This is a genomic window from Pseudomonas sp. R3-18-08 (genome assembly GCF_003852065.1).
In the GTDB taxonomy this organism is placed as follows: domain Bacteria; phylum Pseudomonadota; class Gammaproteobacteria; order Pseudomonadales; family Pseudomonadaceae; genus Aquipseudomonas.
Map to the genome: position 1 here is coordinate 3,649,242 of NZ_CP027729.1, position 21,029 is coordinate 3,670,270.

A 21,029-nucleotide genomic window follows, 5' to 3' on the forward strand; every position below is an offset into this window, starting at 1 on the left:
GAATGCAGTATTGTTGCGCCATCCAGAAAAAAATCCGACTTGACCAAGATAGAGGGTGTCATGGGTAACGAGAGCATCAATTGGGACACGCTGGGTTTTGACTACATCAAGACCGACAAGCGGTTTCTCCAGGTCTGGAAAAACGGCGAATGGCAAGACGGCAGCCTGACCGACGACAATGTGCTGCACATCAGCGAGGGCTCCACCGCCCTGCACTACGGCCAACAGTGCTTTGAAGGCCTCAAGGCCTACCGCTGCAAGGACGGCTCGATCAACCTGTTCCGTCCGGACCAGAACGCCGCGCGCATGCAGCGTAGCTGTGCCCGCCTGCTGATGCCGCATGTGACGACCGATGCGTTCATCGACGCCTGCAAACAAGTGGTCAAGGCCAACGAGCGCTTCATCCCGCCTTACGGCAGCGGCGGCGCGCTGTACCTGCGCCCGTTCGTGATCGGCACCGGTGACAACATCGGTGTGCGCACTGCGCCGGAGTTCATCTTCTCGGTGTTCTGCATCCCGGTCGGCGCCTATTTCAAAGGCGGCCTGGTGCCCCACAACTTCCAGATCTCCACCTTCGACCGCGCCGCGCCACAAGGCACCGGTGCCGCGAAAGTCGGCGGTAACTATGCCGCCAGCCTGATGCCAGGTTCGGAAGCGAAAAAATCCGGCTTCGCCGACGCGATCTACCTGGACCCGATGACCCATTCGAAAATCGAAGAAGTCGGCTCGGCCAACTTTTTCGGCATCACCCATGACAACCAGTTCATCACACCGAAGTCGCCTTCGGTACTGCCGGGCATCACCCGCCTGTCGCTGATCGAACTGGCCCAGAGCCGCCTGGGCCTTACCGTGGTCGAGGGCGAAGTGTTCATCGACAAGCTGGATCAATTCAAAGAAGCCGGCGCCTGCGGTACCGCTGCGGTGATCTCGCCGATCGGCGGCATCCAGTACAACGGCAAACTGCACGTGTTCCACAGCGAGACCGAAGTGGGCCCAGTTACCCAGAAGCTCTACAAAGAGCTGACGGGCGTGCAGACCGGTGATGTTGAAGCGCCAGCGGGTTGGATCGTCAAGGTCTAATAGCCACAACGCAAAACCCAATGTGGGAGGGGGCTTGCTCCCGATGGCGGTGTATCAGTCAACATCTTCGGTGACTGACACATTGCTATCGGGAGCAAGCCCCCTCCCACATTTTGATTACCGGTATTTTCAAGATTGGGGGATGTTACTGGCAATCTTCTTGCCCATGCTGATCCTCTGTTCCACCCCATACCCCAACGCCTCGTAAAACCCCGCCACCGCGTCATTGCCGCTGGTGATCTGCAGGTTGATCTTCATGCAACCCAGCGCCGTCAATGCCTGTTCCGCGTGACGCACCAACGATGATCCCAGGCCGTGGCGACGATAGTCGGCGTGCACCGCCACCGAATACAGCCAGCCACGATGGCCGTCGTACCCGGCGAGGATCGTGCCGATCACGGTTTTTTTATCGGTGGCGACAAAGAACAATCCGTCATTGACCGCCAGTTTCTTATCGATCGCCAGGGTCGGCAGGTTATGCGCGGTGTCATAGCCGAACGCTTCCTGCCATAACGCTACCACCTGCGCACGGTGCTGGCGGTCGCGATACGGGCCGATGGGATGCCGAGACAGCAGCGCCTTTTCCATGACCAGCGTGCGCTCGTTGCCGTGGTAGACATCGCGCACAGTATGAAAACCCAGCTTGCTATAGAACGGCTCGGCGGTCAGCGAAGACGGCACGCTCAACACACTCACACCGGCTTCACGGGCGCGCAGTTCGATCTCGATCATCAGCAGCCGGCCAATGCCCTGCCCTTGCAGCACCGGATTGACGAACACCGAGCGCACCACATTGGCGTCCAGGGCCGCCGTGGCGACGATCACATCGGCTTTTACCGCCACCAGCACCACACGACGCTTGAGCAGTTCCAGCACCGCCTCGGGTGTGAAATTGCTCGCCACGCGAGCGATCACATCCGCCGGGTAATCCCGTGCATTACTGCCGTGCAAGGCGGCGAGGATGACCTGGCTGATGCCCTCGGCATCTGAGGCTTGGGCAGTACGAACGACGGTAGACATGCTTGCTCCTGGCAGACGGCGCTATAACGAGCACCACAATACCAATGTGAGAGGGCCATGCCCTAACGCCAGTCGGTTAAGGCGACACCGAACCTGTGGCGAGGGAGCTTGCTCCCGTGGCAGCCTGGCGGCCTATAGCTATCTGACTGATGCCGCGCGATCCAAATGTGGGAGGGGGCTTGCTCCCGATGGCGGCCTCAGGGCCGACCAGGATGCTGGATCAGAGCGAGTACATATCCGTTGCTGCGGTAACGGCGGCTTAGGGTTCCGCCCTGACGGCGGGTCACTTTGGAAAAGAGCCCCAAAGTAACCAAAGGGCTCTTGCCCCACCACTCGGCACCTCGCCCCGGCTCGGTGTGCCCGTAATCCGACAGTGATTTGGGGGGCCGCCGCCACGCGCCATCCATGGCGCGGGGCGGCTAAACCGGCATCCCTGCCGGTTTACCCCCCAAATCACTATCGGATTCCGGCCAGCGTGGTTTAACGGGGCGCCTAAGATCAAAAGCAAAAGCAAGAGCAAGAGCAAAAGCAAAAGCGGCTCGCTTCGCATCGTGGTTACCGTAGGCTGCTGCTATAAAATTGTGTAGATACCTATGGCCATCGGGGGCAAGCTCTAATGCCAGTCAGTTAAGAAGTAGCAGGTTCGGTGTCGCCTTAACTGACTGGCATTAGGGCAAGCCCCCCCACATTTTCTAACCGTGCCCACTTGAAATACGTTTGCCCGGCTTGGCACCAACCAGCTTGGCCTGCCCATCTTTCTGCTTGCCCGTACGCGCCTCGCTGATCAGCCCCGGAATCAACTTGCCCTCCGGCAGGTTCTTCCAGAACCGGCTCGGCAAATGCCCTTCCATCACCTTGGGGTTCAACCGCGCCGGGTTGAAGATGTGGCTGTAATAGGTCAACCACATGGCGCTGTGCGGGTCCTCGACATTCTGCGCCAGTTGCTGCCAAGCCTCGGGGCACTGGCGTTGGTGAATCAATTGCTCGCCATCGTAATACACGCCGTCCAGGGGCGTTGCGATCATCCAGCGATGCCGGCCCATGCGTCCGACAAAATGCTGGCTGGCGCTTTGCAGAATATCGTGGGCCGGTTCGTGCCAGGCCACGTACTCCGGCAGCTCCGGCCCTGCCCCCGGCGGCAATGCGATAAACCGCACAAACGCGTGCAAGTGGTGGGCTTCACGGCTGACCTGCTTGATGCGTCGCTGCAACTCGCTGCCCAACTTGTCACCGGCCAGCATCGCCGTGCGATCGCCATGGCTGACCCGCCATAACACCTCGTACAGCAAGCTCCAGCGCTGGTCGCCGTGGTAGCAGGCGGCCGATTCCAGCAGGTGCAACAACGCCTTGGGAATGCGCGCTTGGAACGGGCCAGGCCCAGGCGGAATCGGCTCGTCGGTGGCAAACAGATCCGCCACCTCGGCCTCGCCCCAACTCACCTGGCTGGGGTCGACCTGATGGCTGAGCAGCCAACGCGCCTGTTCGCGCCAGGTGCTGAACAGGTTGTCGCATTCCAGGCTGATCATCCCCACAACCCCATCTGTTGCGGTTGCGGGCGATCACGCAGCTGCTCGCGCAGCAAAACGCTGGTGGTGTCCGCTTGTTGGGGGTGGTAATCGCTGGTGATGAAAAACGGCTTGGCCTTGGCCAGTACGCAACGCATGCGCGCCAGGTCTTCGAAGCGGATCTTGCGTTCGCGGCGCAGGTCGACCAGGCGCTGGGTGGTGCGCAGGCCAATGCCGGGGATGCGCGCGATCAAGGTCGGTTCGGCGCGATTCAGGTCCAGGGGGAACACCTCACGATGTTCCAGGGCCCAGGCCAGCTTGGGGTCGATATCCAAAGCCAGGTGGCCGGGGCCTTCGAACAGCTCGTTGGCGCTGAAACCGTAGCTGCGCAATAGAAAATCGGCCTGGTACAAACGATGCTCGCGCATCAGCGGCGGCGCGGCCAGGGGCACGCTTTTCGGGCTGTTGGGGATGGGACTGAAGGCCGAGTAATACACGCGGCGCAGCTTGTAATTGCCATACAGGGCTTCGGCACCGTGCAGGATGGTGCTGTCGTCGGTGTCGTCGGCGCCGACGATCATCTGCGTGCTCTGCCCGGCCGGGGCGAAGCGCGGCGCGCGGGGTTCGTTGAGCACGGTCTGCTCACCGGTGTAGATGGTTTGCATGGCCTGCTTGATCGAGACGATCTGCTTTTCAGGCGCCAGGGTTTGCAGGCTGGCATCGGTGGGCAGTTCGATATTCACACTCAGGCGGTCGGCATAACGCCCGGCCTCGGCGATCAGCGCCGGGTCGGCTTCGGGAATGGTCTTGAGGTGGATGTAGCCGCGAAAGTCGTGCTCTTCGCGCAACAGCCTGGCGACCCGCACCAATTGTTCCATGGTGTAGTCGGCCGAACGGATGATGCCGGAACTGAGAAACAGGCCGCTGACGCAATTGCGTTTGTAGAAGTCCAGGGTCAGGGTGACCACCTCCTCCGGGCTGAACCGCGCACGGGGCACGTCGCTGGAACGGCGGTTGACGCAATACTGGCAGTCGTAGAGACAGAAGTTGGTGAGCAACACCTTGAGCAGCGACACGCAACGCCCGTCAGGCGTATAGCTGTGGCAAATCCCCATGCCATCGGTGGAACCCAGCCCCGCCTTGCCTTCGGAGCTGCGCTTGGGTGCGCCACTGCTGGCGCATGACGCGTCGTACTTGGCGGCGTCGGCGAGGATGCTGAGTTTTTCGATCAACTGCATGGAGAGCTACCGATACTGGTTTTTTGTACAGTATCAGCAGCAACCCCCTGTCACAAGTGCCGTCTGTAGGAGCGAGCTTGCTCGCGAAGAACGCAAGGGCGCCGCGTTGATTCAGAAGAGGCACGTTATCGTTGACGTTTTTCGCGAGCAAGCTCGCTCCTACAAGGTCAGATCAGCTCGCCGTCGCCAACAACAGGTCCTGCACCGAACGCGCTGAATCATGGCTGCGGTCATTGGCATACAACGACGCCGCAATCTCATCCGCGCGAATCGGCAGCACCGACAGCAACGTATCGCTCAAGCCATGGCTGGCCTGGCTGAACCCCTGGATATAGATACCCGCCTTGCAGCGCTCATCGGTGACGATACGGTAGTCGCGGGCCACTTCGAAGTCGCCCATGTAGGCGTGCAGCGGCGCGAGCAGTTCGCGGTGCATCTGGCGCTCGTAGCCGGTGGCGAGGATCACCGCGTCGTAGTGGCCGACGCTGGTTTCGCCGCTGGCGTTGTTGCGCAGCACCAGTTCGATGCCGAGCGGTCCGGGGGTGGCCTTTTCGACGACGGTCATGGTGCGGAACGCCTGACGTGCGATGCCGGAGACTTTCTGCCGATAGAAAATGCCGTAGATACGTTCGATCAGGTCCAGGTCCACCACCGAGTAGTTGGTGTTCTGGTACTCGGCAACCAGCCGCTCACGCTCGGCGCCGACTTGCTGGAACACCAGGTCTGTAAAGGCCGGCGAGAACACTTCGTTGACGAACGGGCTGTCGTCGGCGGGTTTGAGCGCCGAGCCGCGCAGGATCAAGTCGACCTGCACCGAGGGGAAGCTGTCGTTGAGGTCGATAAAGGCTTCGGCCGCGCTCTGGCCGCCGCCAATCACCGCAATGCGCATGGCCTTGCCGTCGACACAGGGCTGGCTCGCCATGCGCTCCAGGTACTGGGAATGGTGGAACACCCGGCTGTCGCCCTTGAGCGCCTTGAACGCTTCGGGAATACGCGGCGTGCCACCGGCGCTGACCACCACCGCACGCGTGGTGCGCACATGCTGTTCACCCTGGGCGTCACGGGAAATCACGCGCAGCGCTTCCACCTGCTGCTGGTGCAGGATCGGCTCGATGGCCAGCACTTCTTCGCCGTAGCGGGCCTGGGCCTGGAATTGCCCGGCGACCCAGCGCAGGTAGTCGTTGTACTCCATGCGGCACGGGTAGAACGTGCCCAGGTTGATAAAGTCCACCAGGCGGTCGTGGGCCTTCAGGTAATTGACGAAGGAATACGGGCTGGTGGGGTTGCGCAGGGTCACCAGGTCCTTGAGGAAGGAAATCTGCAGTTCGCTCTGGGTCACCAGGGTATTGCCGTGCCAGCGGTAGTCGGCTTGTTTGTCGAGGAACAGCACGTCCAGTTTGCCCTGGGCCTTTTCACGCTCCTGCAGGGCGATGGCCAGCGCCAGGTTCGAAGGGCCGAAGCCGATACCGATCAGGTCGTGAACCGCGGGCGAAGCAATTGCCTGTGTCATTCCAGTGTCCTCTGGATAAGCCCCTTGGCGGTTGGGGCGGGAATACCTTCATGGCCTGCACAACAGGCCGTGTGTTGATAGGAAACGAGGACAGTGAAATAAAATTTAACTAATGCCGCTTCAGTGGGCTTCCCACTCACGCATGCGTGACCGGCAGTGCTTCATGGCATTGACGATGTGCTTTTCCACCAGGCTGCGGGAAATGCTCAGGCGCTCGGCGATTTGCAGATGGGACAGGCCGTCGAGTTTGCGCAGCAGGAAACTGTCGCGACAGGCCGCCGGCAGCTCGGCCAGGGCGCGCTCGAGCAGCTCCAGGCGCTGGCCCTGGTCGTGGCTGGCGTGGGGTGAACACGGGGCGAAGCGTTCTTCGCTGTCCAACACCTCCAGCGGCTCGACCTGGCGCAGGGCGTTGCGCCGATGGCCGTCAATCACCAGGTTCAACGCGGTGCGATACAGGAACGCGCGCGGCTGTTCGATCGGGGTGTCACTGGAACGCTCCAGCACCCGCACATACGCGTCATGCACCACATCCTCGGCCACCTGACGGTTGCCCAGCTTGGCGTTGAGGAAACACACCAGCTCACGATAGTAGTTTTCCAACATGACTCCTGGCCCCGTGGCCGTGGTGCTAACGATGCCAGTCCGTGTAGGAACAGGCCCATCGATGATGGCAGTTTGAGTAGGTGCAATTTATAGTAATTCTCATCTACTTTTAAAGAAGTCTCGCATCAACGGCCGATTTTTTTCGCCGCGCGAGCTGTAACCGCGCGTGTAACCGCCTAAATCCTGCGGCATTTTCTTCGTTTAACTGTCAGCTCTGCGCGACTGCGCCCCGATCTTTCCTGGCTGGAACCTACGCATGAAACGCCCTCGACCTGCCCGACGCGCCCTGCTTGTGGTGGCGTGCCTGATTCCCCTCGTTGCGTTTGCCACCTGGCAAGGCCTGGCGCCGGGTCGCGACACCCTGGCCACCGTCACCGTCACCCGTGGCGATATCGAAAACAGCGTCACGGCCCTGGGCACCCTGCAACCGCGGCGTTATGTAGATGTGGGCGCCCAGGCTTCCGGGCAGATCCAGAAGATCCACGTCGAAGCCGGCGACCAGGTCAAGGAGGGCCAATTGCTGGTAGAGATCGACCCCTCGACGCAAAAGGCCAAGCTCGATGCCAGCCGCTACGCCATCGAAAACCTTGAGGCGCAGTTGCAGGAGCAGCAGGCCCAGCATGCATTGGCGCGCCAGAAGTACCAGCGCCAGCAACGCCTGAGCGCCGGCAACGCCACGCGCGAAGAGGATGTACAAACCGCCAGGGCCGAACTGAGCGCGACCCAGGCACGGGTCGAGATGTTCCAGGCGCAGATCCGCCAGGCGCGGGCCAGCCTGCGCAGCGATGAAGCGGAACTGGGCTACACGCGTATCTATGCGCCGATGGCCGGTACCGTGGTCGCGGTGGATGCGCGGGTCGGCCAGACGCTCAACGCGCAACAACAAACCCCGCTGATCCTGCGCATCGCCAGGTTGTCGCCGATGACCGTGTGGGCCGAAGTCTCCGAGGCGGATATCGGCCATGTCAAACCCGGTATGAGCGCGTACTTCACCACCTTGAGCGGCGGCAGCCGGCGTTGGACCAGCACAGTGCGCCAGATCCTGCCGATTCCGCCCAAACCCTTGAACGAAACCCAGGGCAGCGGCAGCCCGAGCAGCGCCAGTAAAAGTGGCAGCGGCCGCGTGGTGCTGTACACGGTGCTGCTGGACGTGGACAACGCCGATAACGCGCTGATGGCGGAAATGACCACCCAGGTGTTTTTCGTCGCAAACCAGGTCAAGGACGCCCTCACCGTACCGGTCGCCGCGCTGCAAGGCACGCCCAACGCGGATACGCAAATCGCCCGGGTGGTGGCGAAGAACGGCAGCATCGAGCAGCGCACGGTGCGCCTGGGTGTCAGCGACCGCCTGCGCGTCCAGGTGCTGGATGGCCTCAGCGAAGGCGATCACCTGTTGATCGGCCCGGCCGACAGCAGCGGGGGTTGAATTGACCACGCCCCTGATCGAACTCAAGCACATCCGCAAATCCTACGGCGGCGGCGACAGCCCGCAGGTCGACGTGCTGCGTGGCATCGACCTGGCGATCCATGCCGGGGAGTTCGTCGCCATCGTCGGCGCGTCCGGCTCCGGCAAGTCCACATTGATGAATATCCTCGGTTGCCTCGACCGCCCGAGCGACGGTGACTACCTGTTCGCCGGTGAAAACGTTGCCCACCTGGGCAGCGACGAACTGGCCTGGCTGCGCCGCGAAGCCTTCGGTTTCGTGTTCCAGGGCTACCACTTGATCCCGTCGGCATCGGCCCAGGAAAACGTCGAGATGCCGGCGATCTATGCCGGCATCAGTGCCAGCGAACGGCACGCCCGCGCCACCGCCCTGCTCACCCGCCTGGGCCTGGCCGACCGCACCGGCAACCGTCCGCACCAGCTCTCCGGCGGCCAGCAGCAGCGGGTGTCCATCGCGCGCGCGCTGATGAACGGCGGGCATATCATCCTCGCCGACGAACCCACCGGCGCCCTCGACAGCCACAGCGGCGCCGAAGTGATGAGCCTGCTCGACGAACTGGCGAGCCAGGGCCATGTGGTCATCCTGATCACCCATGACCGCGAAGTGGCCGCACGGGCCAACCGCATCATCGAGATTCGCGACGGCCTGATCATCAGCGACTCGGCCGGCGTCCAGGCCTGCGTGCCTGCCGAAGCGGACAGCACAGCGCTGCAAGCCGTGGACCTGCGCCAGCGCCTGGTCGACGGCGCCGAACACAACGGCGCCTGGAAGGCCGAACTGCTCGACGCATTGCAAGCGGCCTGGCGCGTGATGTGGATCAACCGTTTTCGCACCGCGCTGACCCTGCTCGGAATCATTATTGGCGTGGCCTCGGTGGTGGTCATGCTGGCCGTGGGTGAAGGCAGCAAGCGCCAGGTCATGGCGCAGATGGGCGCGTTCGGCTCGAACATCCTGTATGTCAGTGGTTCGTCACCCAACCCGCGTACGCCCCTGGGCATCATCACCCCCAGGATGTGGCCGCCCTGGCCACCCTGCCCCAGGTAAAACGGATCATGCCGGTCAACGGCGCCGAAGCCGGCGTGCGTTTCGGCAACATCGACTACATCGCCTATGTCGGCGGCAACGACACCCAGTTTCCGAGCATCTTCAACTGGCCGGTGGTCGAAGGCAGCTACTTTACCGAAGCCGACGAACGCAACGCCGCCACCGTCGCGGTGATCGGCGCCCGGGTGCGTGACAAGCTGTTCAAAGGCCGGGGCAACCCCATCGGCCAGTACATCCTGATCGAAAACGTGCCGTTCCAGGTGGTGGGCGTGCTCCAGGAAAAAGGCTCCAGCTCGGGCAACAAAGACAGTGATGACCGCATTGCCATCCCCTACTCCGCCGCCAGCATCCGCCTGTTCGGCAGCTATAACCCGGAGTACGTGGTGATTGCCGCCGCTGACGCCACCCGGGTGAACGCCGCCGAGCAGGCCATCGACCAGTTGCTCAAGCGCCTGCACCAGGGCAAGGACGATTATCACCTGACCAACAACGCCGCGATGATCCAGGCCGAGGCGCGCACGGCCAACACACTGTCGTTGATGCTCGGCTCGATTGCGGCGATTTCCCTGTTGGTGGGCGGCATCGGCGTAATGAACATCATGCTGATGACCGTGCGTGAACGTACCCGCGAAATCGGCATCCGCATGGCCACCGGTGCCCGTCAGCGCGACATCCTGCGCCAGTTTCTCACCGAGGCAGTGATGCTCTCGGTGGTCGGCGGGCTGTTGGGTATCGCCTTGGCGTTGCTGGTGGGTGGCGTGCTGGTACTGGCCGAGGTGGCGGTGCAGTTTTCCCTGATGGCGGTGCTTGGCGCCTTTGGCTGCGCGCTGGTCACCGGTGTCGTATTCGGCTTTATGCCGGCCCGTAAAGCTGCCCGGCTCGATCCGGTTAAGGCGTTGACCAGTGAATAAACGACCCCTCGCACCGCCGCTGGCGCTGCTCAGCCTGTGCCTGTTGCTCAATGCCTGTGCGGGTAATGCGCCCGCCGTCGACAGCGGCATCGCGCCGCCCGCCGCCTGGCAATACGCCGAGCGCGCGGCCAACCAAGCCGCCAACCAGAGCTGGTGGACGCAATTTGGCAGCCCCTCGCTCAACCGCCTGATCGACCAGGCGCGCCGTGACAGTTTCGACGTTTCCGCCGCCATGGCCCGCGTGCGCCAGGCGCAGGCAACGGCGGTGATCGCCGGCGCGCCGCTGCTGCCCGAGGTCAAGTTCAACCTCACCGCCAGCCGTGAAAAGCTGCTGCGCGGCAGCGGCAACTCGGACCTGAACGCCACCGAGAGCAACAGAACCGTCAGCAGCTATGACGCCAACCTCACGGCCAGCTACGAACTCGACTTCTGGGGCGGCCGCGCCGCCGCACGGGACAGTGCACTGCAGAGCCTGCAGGCCAGCCAGTTCGACCAGGCCAACGTCGAGCTGACCCTGCTCAGCAACGTGGCCGACCGCTACGCGCAAACCCTGGCCGCGCGCCAGCGTATGCAGATCGCCGAGCTGAACCTGGCGAATGCGCGCAATGTGCTGAAGCTGGTGCAAACCCGCTACGACGCCGGTTCCGCCACAGCCCTGGAGCTGGCGCAACAGAAAAGCCTGGTGGCCAGCCAGCAACGGCAACTGCCGCTGATCGAGCAGTTGGCCGAAGATTCGCGGATCACCCTGGCCGCGTTGCTCGGCCAGCCCGTGCAGGCGCTGGCGCTGGGCAACGAGGCGTTCCAGGCCCTGACCTGGCCAAGCATCGGGCCCGGCGTGCCGAGCCAGTTATTGAGCCGGCGCCCCGACCTGGCCCAGGCCGAGGCACAGCTGGCGGCGGCGAGCGCCGATGTGCGCGTGGCCCGTGCGGCGATGTTGCCTGCCGTTACCCTGGGCGCGACCCTGGGTTCGGGCGCGTACAAGGCCGACGACATCCTGCGCAGCCCGTTCTACACCCTGACCTCGGGCCTGGTGGCGCCGATCTTCAACAACGGTCGTTTAAGCGCGGAACGCGACAAGGCCCGTGCGCGCCAGGATGAGCTGCTGCACACCTACCGAGGGGCGATCATTAACGGCTTTGCCGACGTGGAAAAAGCCCTCAGCAGCATCACCCGCCTTGACCAGCAACGCCAATGGCAAGCCGAGGAGTTGCAACAGGCACAGACCGCGTTCCAGATCGCAGAAAGCCGTTACCAGGCCGGTGCCGAGGATTTGCTCACGGTGCTGGAAACCCAACGCACCTTGTACGCGGCCCAGGACTTGAACGTGCAACTGCGACTGTCGCGCTTGCAGGCCAGCATCGCGTTGTATAAAGCGCTGGGCGGTGGCTGGAGTAGCGGCAACTGAAAAACGAAACTCCAGTTTCGTACACAAACCGTTTAATCGCCTTACATTATTAGACCCAAGGTCCTTGGTAAAAAAGCCGCCTTCACACGGCTCTTCCAGGACCTTTTAATGAAACCCAGCGTTGTTGGAAAATGCCTGGTTTGCCTCGGCGCCTGGCTGATCGCCCACCTGGCCCTGGCCGACCCCTTGATCACGCCCACCGCCATTGACTGGTTACTGGATTGCCCCTTCCCGGCGTTTGAACGGCTCGACCCCGAAGTTCTCGCGCGCACCCAATGCGGCCAGGTGACGGTGCCCCGCGACCATGCCGCACCCGGCCGCGGGCGCCTGCGCTTGAGCGTGACACGCGTCGGCGCACGCGACCCGCTCAACCGTGAGGGCATGGTGTTTATCCAGTCCGGCGACCCGCGTGCAGCTAAAAACGCCACCTTCGCCCTGCATCTGGTCGGCCGCTGGGAGTCTTATGCCACCCAGGCTTACCGCACGTTGGTCGACCGCTACGACGTGATCGAACTGAGCCCCCGCGACCTGCAACAGGACGCCGCCGTCGAACAGGCGGCGCGGGATATGGAGTATGTCCGTGTGCAACTGGGCGAGGCCCAACTCAACTACGTCGGCAATGCCGACGCGGCGCGACTGGGCAACCGCTATGCCACGCTGTTTCCCGAACGCATTGCGCGCATGGTGCTGGTCAACGCCGGGCGCGGCGAACCCGTGGCTTCCGGCGTCGAGCTGCTGCTGCTCAAGGAACCCGCCCAGTCAGGCGGTGACGGCTGTGTCAGCCGCTGGCTCGGTGATTTTCTGGTTTTCGGCAAACAGCCACCGGCGAACACACGCTGCCTCGACCGTGGCGGCTGGGACTGACCCTTGCGTTTACGACCTATCGACACCAGAAACGACACCCTGCGTTGACGCTGCGGCCCGATCGTTATTAAGTGCTATTTATCCGCATTAATACGATAAATCGAAACCATGCTGAGCCGTCCGCTACGCCGCAAACGCCAGAAGCTGTCCGATGTGATCGTCGAGTCGGTCAAGCGCTCCATCGTCACCGACGCCTTGAAGCCCGGCGACCGCTTGCCCACCGAACGCGAGCTGATGGAAAGCTTCCAGTGCTCCAAGGGCTCGGCCCGTGAAGCGCTCAAGGCGCTGGAAGTCGAAGGCCTGGTGAGTACGCGCACCGGCCCCAGTGGCGGCGCCTACCTGAACCAGGCCGGCACCGAACCCGCCAGCCGCGCACTGCGCAACTACCTGCACTTCCAGCACCTGGACGGCGAGCAGGTGTACCAACTGCGCAAGGTCATCGAAGTGGAGCTGGCGCTGTCGGTGCTCGGGCGCTTGAGCGAGAGCGACTACCAGGCCTTGCAGGACAACGTGGATTTTTGCAGCGCCCCCGAAGACAGCGAAGCCGGCCAGCGCGAACAGCGTCTGGCGGAACTGGAATTTCACAACCTGCTGGCCAAGGCCTGCCCCAACCCGCTGCTCGGTTTCATGGCGCAGTTCCTCAACGACCTGCTGCGCGACCTGGTGGTGCTGAAAAAAGCCTACAAGCCCAAGCGCAAGCAGTTCGATGCGGCCAACCTCGACTACCACAAGCAATTGCTGATCGCCTTTCGCGCCGGGGATGAAAGCGCGGTGCGCAGCTTGATGCATGAACACATGTGCGATGCCGAACACCACATGACTGCGCTGGAAGGCCAGGTCAGCCCGCACTTCCTGCTGGAGTTCGATCACTCTTAAGCACACCGACAATCCAATGTGGGAGGGGGCTTGCCCCCGATAGCGGTGGATCAGCCACCTGATGCAGTGCCTGACACTCAGTCATCGGGGGCAAGCCCCCTCCCACAGGGGGTTTGCATTCCAATCGTCGGATCGCCTCACCTCAATAAAAAACGCCTGCCCACAGGCCCTTGCTCCACCGTATCGCCCTTGCCGCTCCTGCCAATAACTAAACCAGGGAGTCACCCCATGCAGCGTCGTACGTTATTGAAAGCCAGTCTCACCTTCGCCTCCGCCCTCAGCCTCCCGCTGAGCGTGCGTTCGGCATTCGCCGCCGAGCCCTTTACCTTTTACGGCCTCAAGTCCATGTCTGGCGCCTTTGCCAGCTATGGCAAGTTTGCCGACATGGGTTCGCGCCTGGCGGTGGAGCAGCACCCGCAAGTGCTCGGCCGCCCGTTGAACTACAAGGTCATCGACACCGAGGGCAATGCCGGCAAGGCGGTGCGCAAGGTGCAGGAAGCGATCCAGCAGGACGGCGCGCGGTTCTTCCAGGGCTGCACGCTGTCCTCGTCGGCCCTGGCAGTGGCCAAGGAAGTCGACAAGGTCGGCGGCGTGTTCATGACCCCGGTGGGCGCTGATGAAGTCACCGGCAAGGACTGCAACAAGGCCACGTTTCGCTGGTCGGTGCCCACCTACGGCGCCATCCGCGAAACCCTGGTGCCGCTGATCAAGCTGCTGCCGGACGCCAAGCGCTGGTACACCATCACCCCGCAATACGTGTTCGGTGAAGCCTTGCTCGAAGGCGCGAAAAACGTACTCAAGGAACATGGCCTGGAACACGTCGGCAACAGCTACCACTCCTTGCAGGAACAGGAATTCTCCGGCTACCTGACCAACGCCATCTCCACCAAACCCGATGTGCTGGTGCTGCTGAATTTCGGCAGCCAGTCGTCCAACACCCTGCGCCAGGCGGTGAATTTCGGCATCAAGGAACGCATGAAGGTGCTGCTGGTATGGTCCGCCGGCCTCGATCAGTTCCAGGAACTGGGCAGCGATATTCTCGAAGGCGTGTACCTCGGCGCGCAGTACTGGCACCAGGTCGATACGCCGCTCAACCGCGAGCTGGTCAAGCTGACCCAGGCCAAATACGGCATCAACCCCACCTACCCGCTCGCCGCCGACTACATCAGCACCAAGGTGATGCTCGAGACCATCATCGCTACCGGCAGCTTCGACGGGCCGACCGTGGCCAAGGCCCTGCAGGGCCTGAGTTATGAAGGCCCGACCGGCAAGGAATCGATCCGCGCCGGCGACCATCAGGTGATCAAGGACTACTACCTGCTGATCGGCAAGGCCGCCGCCGATATGGCCGACAAGGACGACCTGGCCAAGGTGCTCAGCGCCGGCCAGTCCTTCCCGCCGGTGGAAGCCACGGGCTGCACGCTCGCCTGAGTTCCTGACTATCGCACCGGCTTCCTGCTGAGGGCTCGCGCATGCTTAATCTTTACCTGTTCCAGATACTCAACGGCCTCGGGTTGGGAATGATCTACTTCCTGATCGCGGTCGGGCTGACGATCATTTTCGGCCTGCTCAACTTCGTCAATTTCGCCCACGGCGCGTTCTTCCTGCTGGGCGCCTATATCTGCTACACCGCCGTCAGCCTCACCGGCAGCTTCTGGCTGGCGCTGCTGATCGCGCCGCTGGTGGTGGCCGCGCTGGCGTGGGTGATCGAGCGCGTGCTGATCCAGCGTATCTACCACTTGCCGCACATGTTCCAGATCCTGGTAACACTGGGCATCGCGTTGATCATCCAGGAAGCCAGCGTGATGATCTGGGGCCCGGTGGGCAAGAGCGTCGCGGTGCCGGAACTGCTGCGCGGCGTGCTGGTGGTGGGCGATTTCGTCTACCCCTACTACCGCCTGTTCCTCATCGTGTTTTCCGCGGTGGTGGGCCTGGCCCTGTGGCTGCTGCTGGAACGCACGCGCTTCGGCGCGCTGGTACGCGCCGGCAGTGAGAGCACCGAGACCGTATCGCTGCTGGGCACCAATATCTTCCGTTTGTTCTCCATGACCTTCGCCCTTGGTGTTGGCCTGGCCGGCATGGCCGGTGTGCTGTTCGCGCCGTTGCGCGGTGCGCAGCCGTTCGTGGGCCCGGAGATTCTCGGCATCGCCTTCGTGGTGGTGGTGATCGGCGGCATGGGTTCGTTCAGCGGTGCGCTGGTCGGCGGTTTGCTGGTGGGCGTGGTGCAAAGCCTGATGACCACACTCTGGCCCCAGGGCGCGAGCCTGATGATCTACGGCGCGATGGCCGTGGTGATTCTGGTACGCCCCTACGGCCTGTTCGGGAGAGCCTGACATGAGCGAGAAAAATCCCCTGCCGTTTGCCAAGACGCAATCGCGCGCCATGTTGCTGTGGGTCGTGGCGGTGCTGATCGGCCTGCCGTTGGTTTTGCCCTCGGCCACCCTGGCCAGCGAAATCCTGATCTTCGCCATGGCCGCCCTGGCCTGCAACCTGTTGCTGGGCTACACCGGGCTGTTGTCGTTCGGCCAAGGCATTTTCTTTGGTGCCGGTGCGTATTGCGCGGCGTTGCTGATGATCCACCTGCAATGGGGCCTGTTCACGGCGTTGCTCGGTGCAGCCGTCGTCGGTGGTTTCCTGGCGTTGCTGGTGGGCGCCCTGGCGATCCGCCGCACCGGCATCTACTTCGTGATGCTCACGTTGGCGTTCAGCCAGATGGCTTACTTTGTCGCCTACACCTTGAGTGACTGGACCGGCGGCGACAACGGCCTGCTCAGCGTGCCGCGCCCGGAGATTCGTATCGGTGACACGGTGCTGTTGTCGCTGGCCGATGCACGCGCCTTCTACGGCTTTGTCGCGGTGCTGTTCCTGCTGATCTTTATCGGCGCGCGCCGGGTGATCGCCTCGCCGTTCGGCAGCACCTTGATGGCGATCCGCGAAAACGAAACCCGCGCTTCGGCTATCGGCTACGACACGCGGCATTTCAAGATCCTGGTGTTTGTGTTGTCGGGCGCGGTCACCGGCATCGCCGGGGCGTTGTACGCGATGCTGCTGCACTTTGTGCCGCTGTCGAACATCGACCTGATGATGTCCGAGAACATCCTGATCATGACCATCGTCGGCGGCACCGGCTCGCTGTTCGGCTCGTTGCTGGGTGCCGGTTCCATCGTGCTGCTGGGCGATTTCCTCTCCGACCTTTGGCCCCGCTGGTTGATGCTGCTGGGGGTGATCCTGATCGTGGTGGTGGTCTTCATGCGCGGCGGTCTGTGGGGCGGTCTGGTGTCGCTGTTCGAGAAGGTGCGCGGCAGCCGCAAAACCGCTGTCGTCGCCAAGGAGGAAGGGCTATGAGCATCCTGCTGCAAACCCAAGACCTGGAACTGGCCTACGGCGCGTTCCGTGCGGTCAATGGCGTCAACCTCAGGGTCGAGGCCGGCACCATCCACACCATCATCGGCCCCAACGGCGCGGGCAAGACCAGCCTGTTCCACTGCCTCACCGGTGAGCGCCAGGCCACCGCCGGTGCGATCCACTTCGACGGCAGGAACCTGATGCGCAAACCGGCCCACGCCCGCGTCGGCCTGGGCATGGCGCGCTCGTTCCAGCTCACCAGCCTGTTCCAGAACCTCAGCGTGCGCGAAAACCTGCGCCTGGCGGCCCAGGGCCGTGACGGTGCGCGCGCCCTGAACTTCTGGCGCCGCGTGGACAGCAAGCGCGAACACCTGGAGATGGCCGACCAGGTGCTGGAGCGCCTGCAACTCACCGCCCGCGCCGACACCCTGGCCGGCGAGTTGTCCCACGGCCAGCAGCGGGTGCTGGAAGTGGGCATGTCGATCTGCTCCAGGCCCAAACTGTTGATGCTCGATGAGCCCACCTCGGGCATGGGCATCGATGACATTCCGATCATGACCCAACTGATCAGCGATCTGGGCCGCGACCACACAGTGCTGCTGATCGAACACAACATGAGCATCGTCATGTCCATCAGCCAACGCATCACCGTGATGAGCCACGGGCAGATCCTGGTGGAAGGCACGCCGGAATTCGTGCGCGCCGATGAACGTGTGCGCAGTGCTTATCTTGGGGAGGCTGCCTGATGCTGATCGTCGAGAATATCCATTCCTACTACGACAAGAGCCACGTGCTCGAAGGCGTGTCATTGACCGTCAACCCCGGCGAACTGGTGACACTGCTCGGGCGCAACGGCGCCGGCAAGACCACGACCTTGCGCAGCATCCTCGGCATCATCTGCCCGCGCCAGGGCCAGATTCACTTCAACGGGCAGGCGCTGGTGGGCCAGAAGATTTTTCAAATCGCCCGCCAGGGCCTGGCGCTGGTGCCGGAGAACCGTGGGATTTTCCGCCTGCTCAGCGTCGAGGAAAACCTGCGCATCGCCGTCCGCAAGAGCAGCCGCTGGCAGCTGGAGGATGTGTACGGCATGTTCCCGCGCCTCAAGGAACGGCGCAAGAACGCCGGGCATGCACTCTCCGGCGGCGAGCAACAGATGCTCGCCATCGCCCGCGCGCTGCTCAACGATCCCAAGCTGCTGATCCTCGATGAACCTACCGAAGGCCTGGCCCCGGTGATCGTCGACGAACTGGTGAAGATACTGCGCAAGGTCAAGGACGACGGCCTGCCTGTGCTGCTGGTGGAACAGAACCTGATGGTCTGCGACAAGCTCGCCGACCGCCATTACGTACTCGAACAGGGCCGCGTGGTGTACGAAGGCAGCGCCGCAGATTTTCGCGCCGACCCGACCATCAAGAACCGCTACCTGGCCCTGAGTGCCTGACCGGAGAATGCCCATGAACAGCTTTGCGCAACCGCTAACCAGCAACGCCCCGCTGATCGATCGCGACCGCCTGTGGCAATCCTTGATGGACCTGGCCCGGCTTGGCGCCACGGCCAAAGGCGGCGTGTGCCGCCTGGCCCTGACCGACCTGGACCGCCAGGCCCGTGACCTGTTCGTGCAGTGGTGCGAAGCCGCCGGCTGCAGCGTGACTGTGGACGCCATCGGCAATATTTTTGCCCGCCGCGCAGGGCGCAATCCCGCCCTGCCCCCGGTGATGACCGGCAGCCACATCGACACCCAGCCCACCGGCGGCAAGTTCGATGGCTGCTACGGGGTGATGGCCGGCCTGGAAGTGATCCGCACCCTGAACGACCTGCAGATCGAAACCGAAGCGCCCATCGAAGTGGTGGTGTGGACCAATGAAGAAGGCTCGCGCTTCCCGCCGTGCATGATGGGCTCCGGGGTATTCGCCGGTAAGTTCGACCTGCAGGACACTCTCGACAAACAGGACGAACATGGCCTGTCGGTGGGCGCAGAGTTGCAGCGCATCGGTTATGCCGGCTCCCGCCCTGTACTGGGCCATCCGGTGGGCGCGTATTTCGAGGCGCATATCGAACAGGGCCCGGTGCTGGAGGACCAGGCCACCACCATCGGCGTGGTGATGGGCTGCCTGGGCCAGAAATGGTTCGACCTGACCCTTACCGGCGTCGAAGCCCATGCCGGGCCGACGCCGATGCACCTGCGCAAGGACGCCCTGGTGGGCGCCGCCGAGGTGGTCAGCGCGGTCAACCGCATCGCCCATCAGCAGCAGCCTCACGCCTGCGGCACCGTCGGTTGCCTGAGCCTGCACCCCGGCTCACGCAATGTGATTCCCGGCCAGGTGCACATGACCCTCGACCTGCGCCACCTGCATGCGGACAAGCTGCACGCCATGGTCGACGAAGTGCGCGGCGTGATCGAAGCCAGCGCCGCCCGGCACGGCTTGACGTTCGAACTGACCCCCACCGCCGACTTCCCGCCCCTGGACTTCAACCCCACCTGCGTGAACGCCGTGCGCGACGGCGCGAAGGCCTTGGGCTTGAGCCATATGGATATCGTCAGCGGCGCCGGGCACGACGCGATCTTCGTCGCCGAACTGGGCCCGGCCGGGATGATCTTTGTGCCGTGTGAAGGCGGCATCAGCCACAACGAAATCGAAAACGCCGCGCCGGATGACCTGGCGGCGGGTTGCGCGGTACTGCTGCGCGCCATGGTCAATGCCGCACAGGGAGCCCAGCCATGAGCGAGATCGGCCAACTGACGGCGGTGCAACTGCTGCAGCATTTTCGGGACAGGAGCTTGTCGCCGGTGGAGGTCACCGAGGATGCGCTGTTGCGTATCGAGCGCTATAACCCGCTGGTGAATGCCTACTGCCATGTGGACCCGCAAGGTGCGTTGAATGCGGCACGCGCCGCCGAGCAACGCTGGCTCAAAGGCCAGCCCTGCGGGGCGCTGGATGGCGTGCCGGCCTCGATCAAGGATTTGACCCTGACGGTCGGCATGCCCACCCGCAAGGGGTCGCGCACCACGTCCGCCGATGGGCCGTGGGACGTCGATGCGCCCTTCACCGCCTTCATGCGCAAGGCCGGCGCGGTGCTGCTGGGCAAGACCACCACCCCGGAGTTCGGCTGGAAAGGCGTCACCGACAACCCGCTGTACGGCATCACGCGCAACCCCTGGGACACGCGCACCACGGCGGGCGGTTCATCCGGCGGCGCCGGCGCGGCAGCGGCGCTGAACCTCGGCGTGCTGCACCAGGGCAGCGACGCGGGCGGCTCGATCCGGATTCCCTGTGCCTTCACCGGCACCTTCGGCATCAAGCCGACCTTTGGCTATGTGCCGCAATGGCCGGCAAGCTCAATGACGATCCTGTCGCACCTGGGCCCGATGACGCGCACCGTGGAAGACAGCGTGCTGATGCTGCAGGCCGTGGCGCAGCCGGACGCGCGGGACGGGCTGATCGGTGCGCCGAGGACCACGCCGTGGCTGACGCCCGGTGCCGATCTGAAGGGACTGCGCATCGCCTACAGCCCGACCTTTGGTTACGTGGATGTCGACCCGCAGGTGGCCAGGGTGGTCGCCGCAGCGGTCGATGGCCTGGTGCAGTTGGGCGCCCATGTCGAACAGATCGACCCCGGTTTCAGCGACCCGTTGGAGGTGTTCAGCACCTTGTGGGCCGCCGGCGCTGCGCGCCTGACTCGCAGCATGAGCGAGGCACAGAAGCAGCTGCTGGATCCCGGTTTGCTGCGCATTGCGCAACGAGGCGAACGCTTGAGCCTGGATGATTTCAATGCGGCCCTGGAAGCCCGTGCGGCGCTGGTCGCGCGGATGGCGGCGTTCCATGAGCACTACGACGTACTGGTGTCACCGATGATGCCGATCACCGCGTTCGAGGCCGGGCACACCGTCCCGCCGGGTTCGGGGCTGGAGGAATGGACGCAGTGGACGCCGTTCACCTACCCCTTCAACCTCACCCAGCAACCGGCCGCGTCGGTGCCGTGCGGGCTGGCGGCGAATGGGCTGCCGGTGGGGCTGCATGTGGTGGGTGCGCGGTTTGCCGATGAGCAGGTGTTGAGGGTGTGCCAGGCGTACGCCAAGGCATTCCCCACCCAACACCTGCAAGCCCCGCTCACCGGAACACTCTAGATCCAAATGTGGGAGGGGGCTTGCCCCCGATAGCAGTGGTTCAGTCAATTAATCTGT

17 protein-coding genes and 1 pseudogene are annotated in these 21,029 nt (G+C 63.4%); 13 read left to right on the forward strand and 5 right to left on the reverse strand.

All coding sequences use genetic code 11. The annotated features are described in order from the left end of the window. Nucleotides 1–60: 60 nt before the first annotated feature. Nucleotides 61–1,080 carry a branched-chain amino acid aminotransferase gene (locus tag C4J92_RS16660; RefSeq protein WP_124404634.1) on the forward strand — a complete coding sequence of 340 codons (1,020 nt, stop codon included), beginning with the start codon at nucleotides 61–63 and terminating at the stop codon, nucleotides 1,078–1,080. A 129-nt stretch (nucleotides 1,081–1,209) separates the two neighbouring features. Here the strand turns inward: C4J92_RS16660 and C4J92_RS16665 are convergent, their stop codons facing one another. The 5 genes from C4J92_RS16665 to C4J92_RS16690 all read right to left on the reverse strand — a co-directional run bounded on the left by C4J92_RS16665 (nucleotide 1,210) and on the right by C4J92_RS16690 (nucleotide 6,956). After that, nucleotides 1,210–2,100 (reverse strand): GNAT family acetyltransferase, encoded by an 891-nt coding sequence (locus C4J92_RS16665; protein ID WP_124404635.1) that lies wholly within the window; start codon nucleotides 2,098–2,100, stop codon nucleotides 1,210–1,212. 692 nt (nucleotides 2,101–2,792) lie between these two features. Then, the gene (locus C4J92_RS16675; RefSeq protein WP_124404636.1) at nucleotides 2,793–3,626 is read right to left on the reverse strand and encodes a TIGR03915 family putative DNA repair protein; all 834 of its coding nucleotides are present in this window, start codon (nucleotides 3,624–3,626) and stop codon (nucleotides 2,793–2,795) included. Continuing rightward, nucleotides 3,623–4,843 (reverse strand): putative DNA modification/repair radical SAM protein, encoded by a 1,221-nt coding sequence (locus C4J92_RS16680; RefSeq protein WP_124371175.1) that lies wholly within the window; start codon nucleotides 4,841–4,843, stop codon nucleotides 3,623–3,625. The genes C4J92_RS16675 and C4J92_RS16680 overlap by 4 nt, the downstream gene beginning before the upstream one ends. A 172-nt stretch (nucleotides 4,844–5,015) precedes the next feature. Further along, nucleotides 5,016–6,353: a lysine N(6)-hydroxylase/L-ornithine N(5)-oxygenase family protein gene (locus tag C4J92_RS16685; protein WP_124404637.1), complete on the reverse strand. Its 1,338-nt coding sequence runs from the start codon at nucleotides 6,351–6,353 to the stop codon at nucleotides 5,016–5,018. A gap of 120 nt (nucleotides 6,354–6,473) precedes the next feature. Further along, nucleotides 6,474–6,956, reverse strand: coding sequence for a sigma-70 family RNA polymerase sigma factor (locus C4J92_RS16690; protein ID WP_124363428.1), 483 nt, complete (start codon nucleotides 6,954–6,956; stop codon nucleotides 6,474–6,476). 256 nt (nucleotides 6,957–7,212) lie between these two features. Between C4J92_RS16690 and C4J92_RS16695 the strand changes: the two genes are divergently transcribed. The 12 genes and pseudogenes from C4J92_RS16695 (at nucleotide 7,213) to C4J92_RS16750 (ending at nucleotide 20,972) form a co-directional block, all read left to right on the forward strand. Continuing rightward, the gene (locus C4J92_RS16695) at nucleotides 7,213–8,382 is read left to right on the forward strand and encodes an efflux RND transporter periplasmic adaptor subunit (RefSeq protein WP_124404638.1); all 1,170 of its coding nucleotides are present in this window, start codon (nucleotides 7,213–7,215) and stop codon (nucleotides 8,380–8,382) included. Nucleotide 8,383: 1 nt separating this feature from the next. Next, nucleotides 8,384–10,356: pseudogene (locus tag C4J92_RS16700) on the forward strand (MacB family efflux pump subunit). Then, the gene (locus C4J92_RS16705; protein WP_124404639.1) at nucleotides 10,349–11,761 is read left to right on the forward strand and encodes an efflux transporter outer membrane subunit; all 1,413 of its coding nucleotides are present in this window, start codon (nucleotides 10,349–10,351) and stop codon (nucleotides 11,759–11,761) included. The pseudogene C4J92_RS16700 and the gene C4J92_RS16705 overlap by 8 nt, the downstream one beginning before the upstream one ends. 108 nt (nucleotides 11,762–11,869) lie before the next feature. Then, on the forward strand, nucleotides 11,870–12,625 hold the full coding sequence (locus C4J92_RS16710; RefSeq protein WP_124404640.1) for an alpha/beta fold hydrolase: 756 nt from the start codon (nucleotides 11,870–11,872) through the stop codon (nucleotides 12,623–12,625). 108 nt (nucleotides 12,626–12,733) lie between these two features. Continuing rightward, entirely contained in the window at nucleotides 12,734–13,501 is a 768-nt protein-coding gene (locus C4J92_RS16715; RefSeq protein WP_124367538.1) for a FadR/GntR family transcriptional regulator, read from the forward strand. Nucleotides 13,502–13,729: 228 nt separating this feature from the next. Next, complete coding sequence (locus C4J92_RS16720) at nucleotides 13,730–14,932, forward strand: ABC transporter substrate-binding protein (RefSeq protein WP_124404641.1); 1,203 nt, start codon at nucleotides 13,730–13,732, stop codon at nucleotides 14,930–14,932. 41 nt (nucleotides 14,933–14,973) lie between these two features. Then, nucleotides 14,974–15,834: a branched-chain amino acid ABC transporter permease gene (locus C4J92_RS16725; RefSeq protein WP_124404642.1), complete on the forward strand. Its 861-nt coding sequence runs from the start codon at nucleotides 14,974–14,976 to the stop codon at nucleotides 15,832–15,834. Nucleotide 15,835: 1 nt separating this feature from the next. After that, entirely contained in the window at nucleotides 15,836–16,846 is a 1,011-nt protein-coding gene (locus C4J92_RS16730; protein WP_124404643.1) for a branched-chain amino acid ABC transporter permease, read from the forward strand. Continuing rightward, nucleotides 16,843–17,592 (forward strand): ABC transporter ATP-binding protein, encoded by a 750-nt coding sequence (locus C4J92_RS16735; RefSeq protein WP_124404644.1) that lies wholly within the window; start codon nucleotides 16,843–16,845, stop codon nucleotides 17,590–17,592. The genes C4J92_RS16730 and C4J92_RS16735 overlap by 4 nt, the downstream gene beginning before the upstream one ends. After that, a complete protein-coding gene (locus C4J92_RS16740; RefSeq protein WP_124404645.1) occupies nucleotides 17,592–18,287 on the forward strand; it encodes an ABC transporter ATP-binding protein in 696 nt (231 codons plus the stop codon). The genes C4J92_RS16735 and C4J92_RS16740 overlap by 1 nt, the downstream gene beginning before the upstream one ends. 13 nt (nucleotides 18,288–18,300) lie before the next feature. Then, complete coding sequence (locus C4J92_RS16745; RefSeq protein ID WP_124363439.1) at nucleotides 18,301–19,569, forward strand: Zn-dependent hydrolase; 1,269 nt, start codon at nucleotides 18,301–18,303, stop codon at nucleotides 19,567–19,569. After that, a complete protein-coding gene (locus tag C4J92_RS16750) occupies nucleotides 19,566–20,972 on the forward strand; it encodes an amidase (RefSeq protein WP_124404646.1) in 1,407 nt (468 codons plus the stop codon). The genes C4J92_RS16745 and C4J92_RS16750 overlap by 4 nt, the downstream gene beginning before the upstream one ends. Nucleotides 20,973–21,029 lie beyond the last annotated feature (57 nt).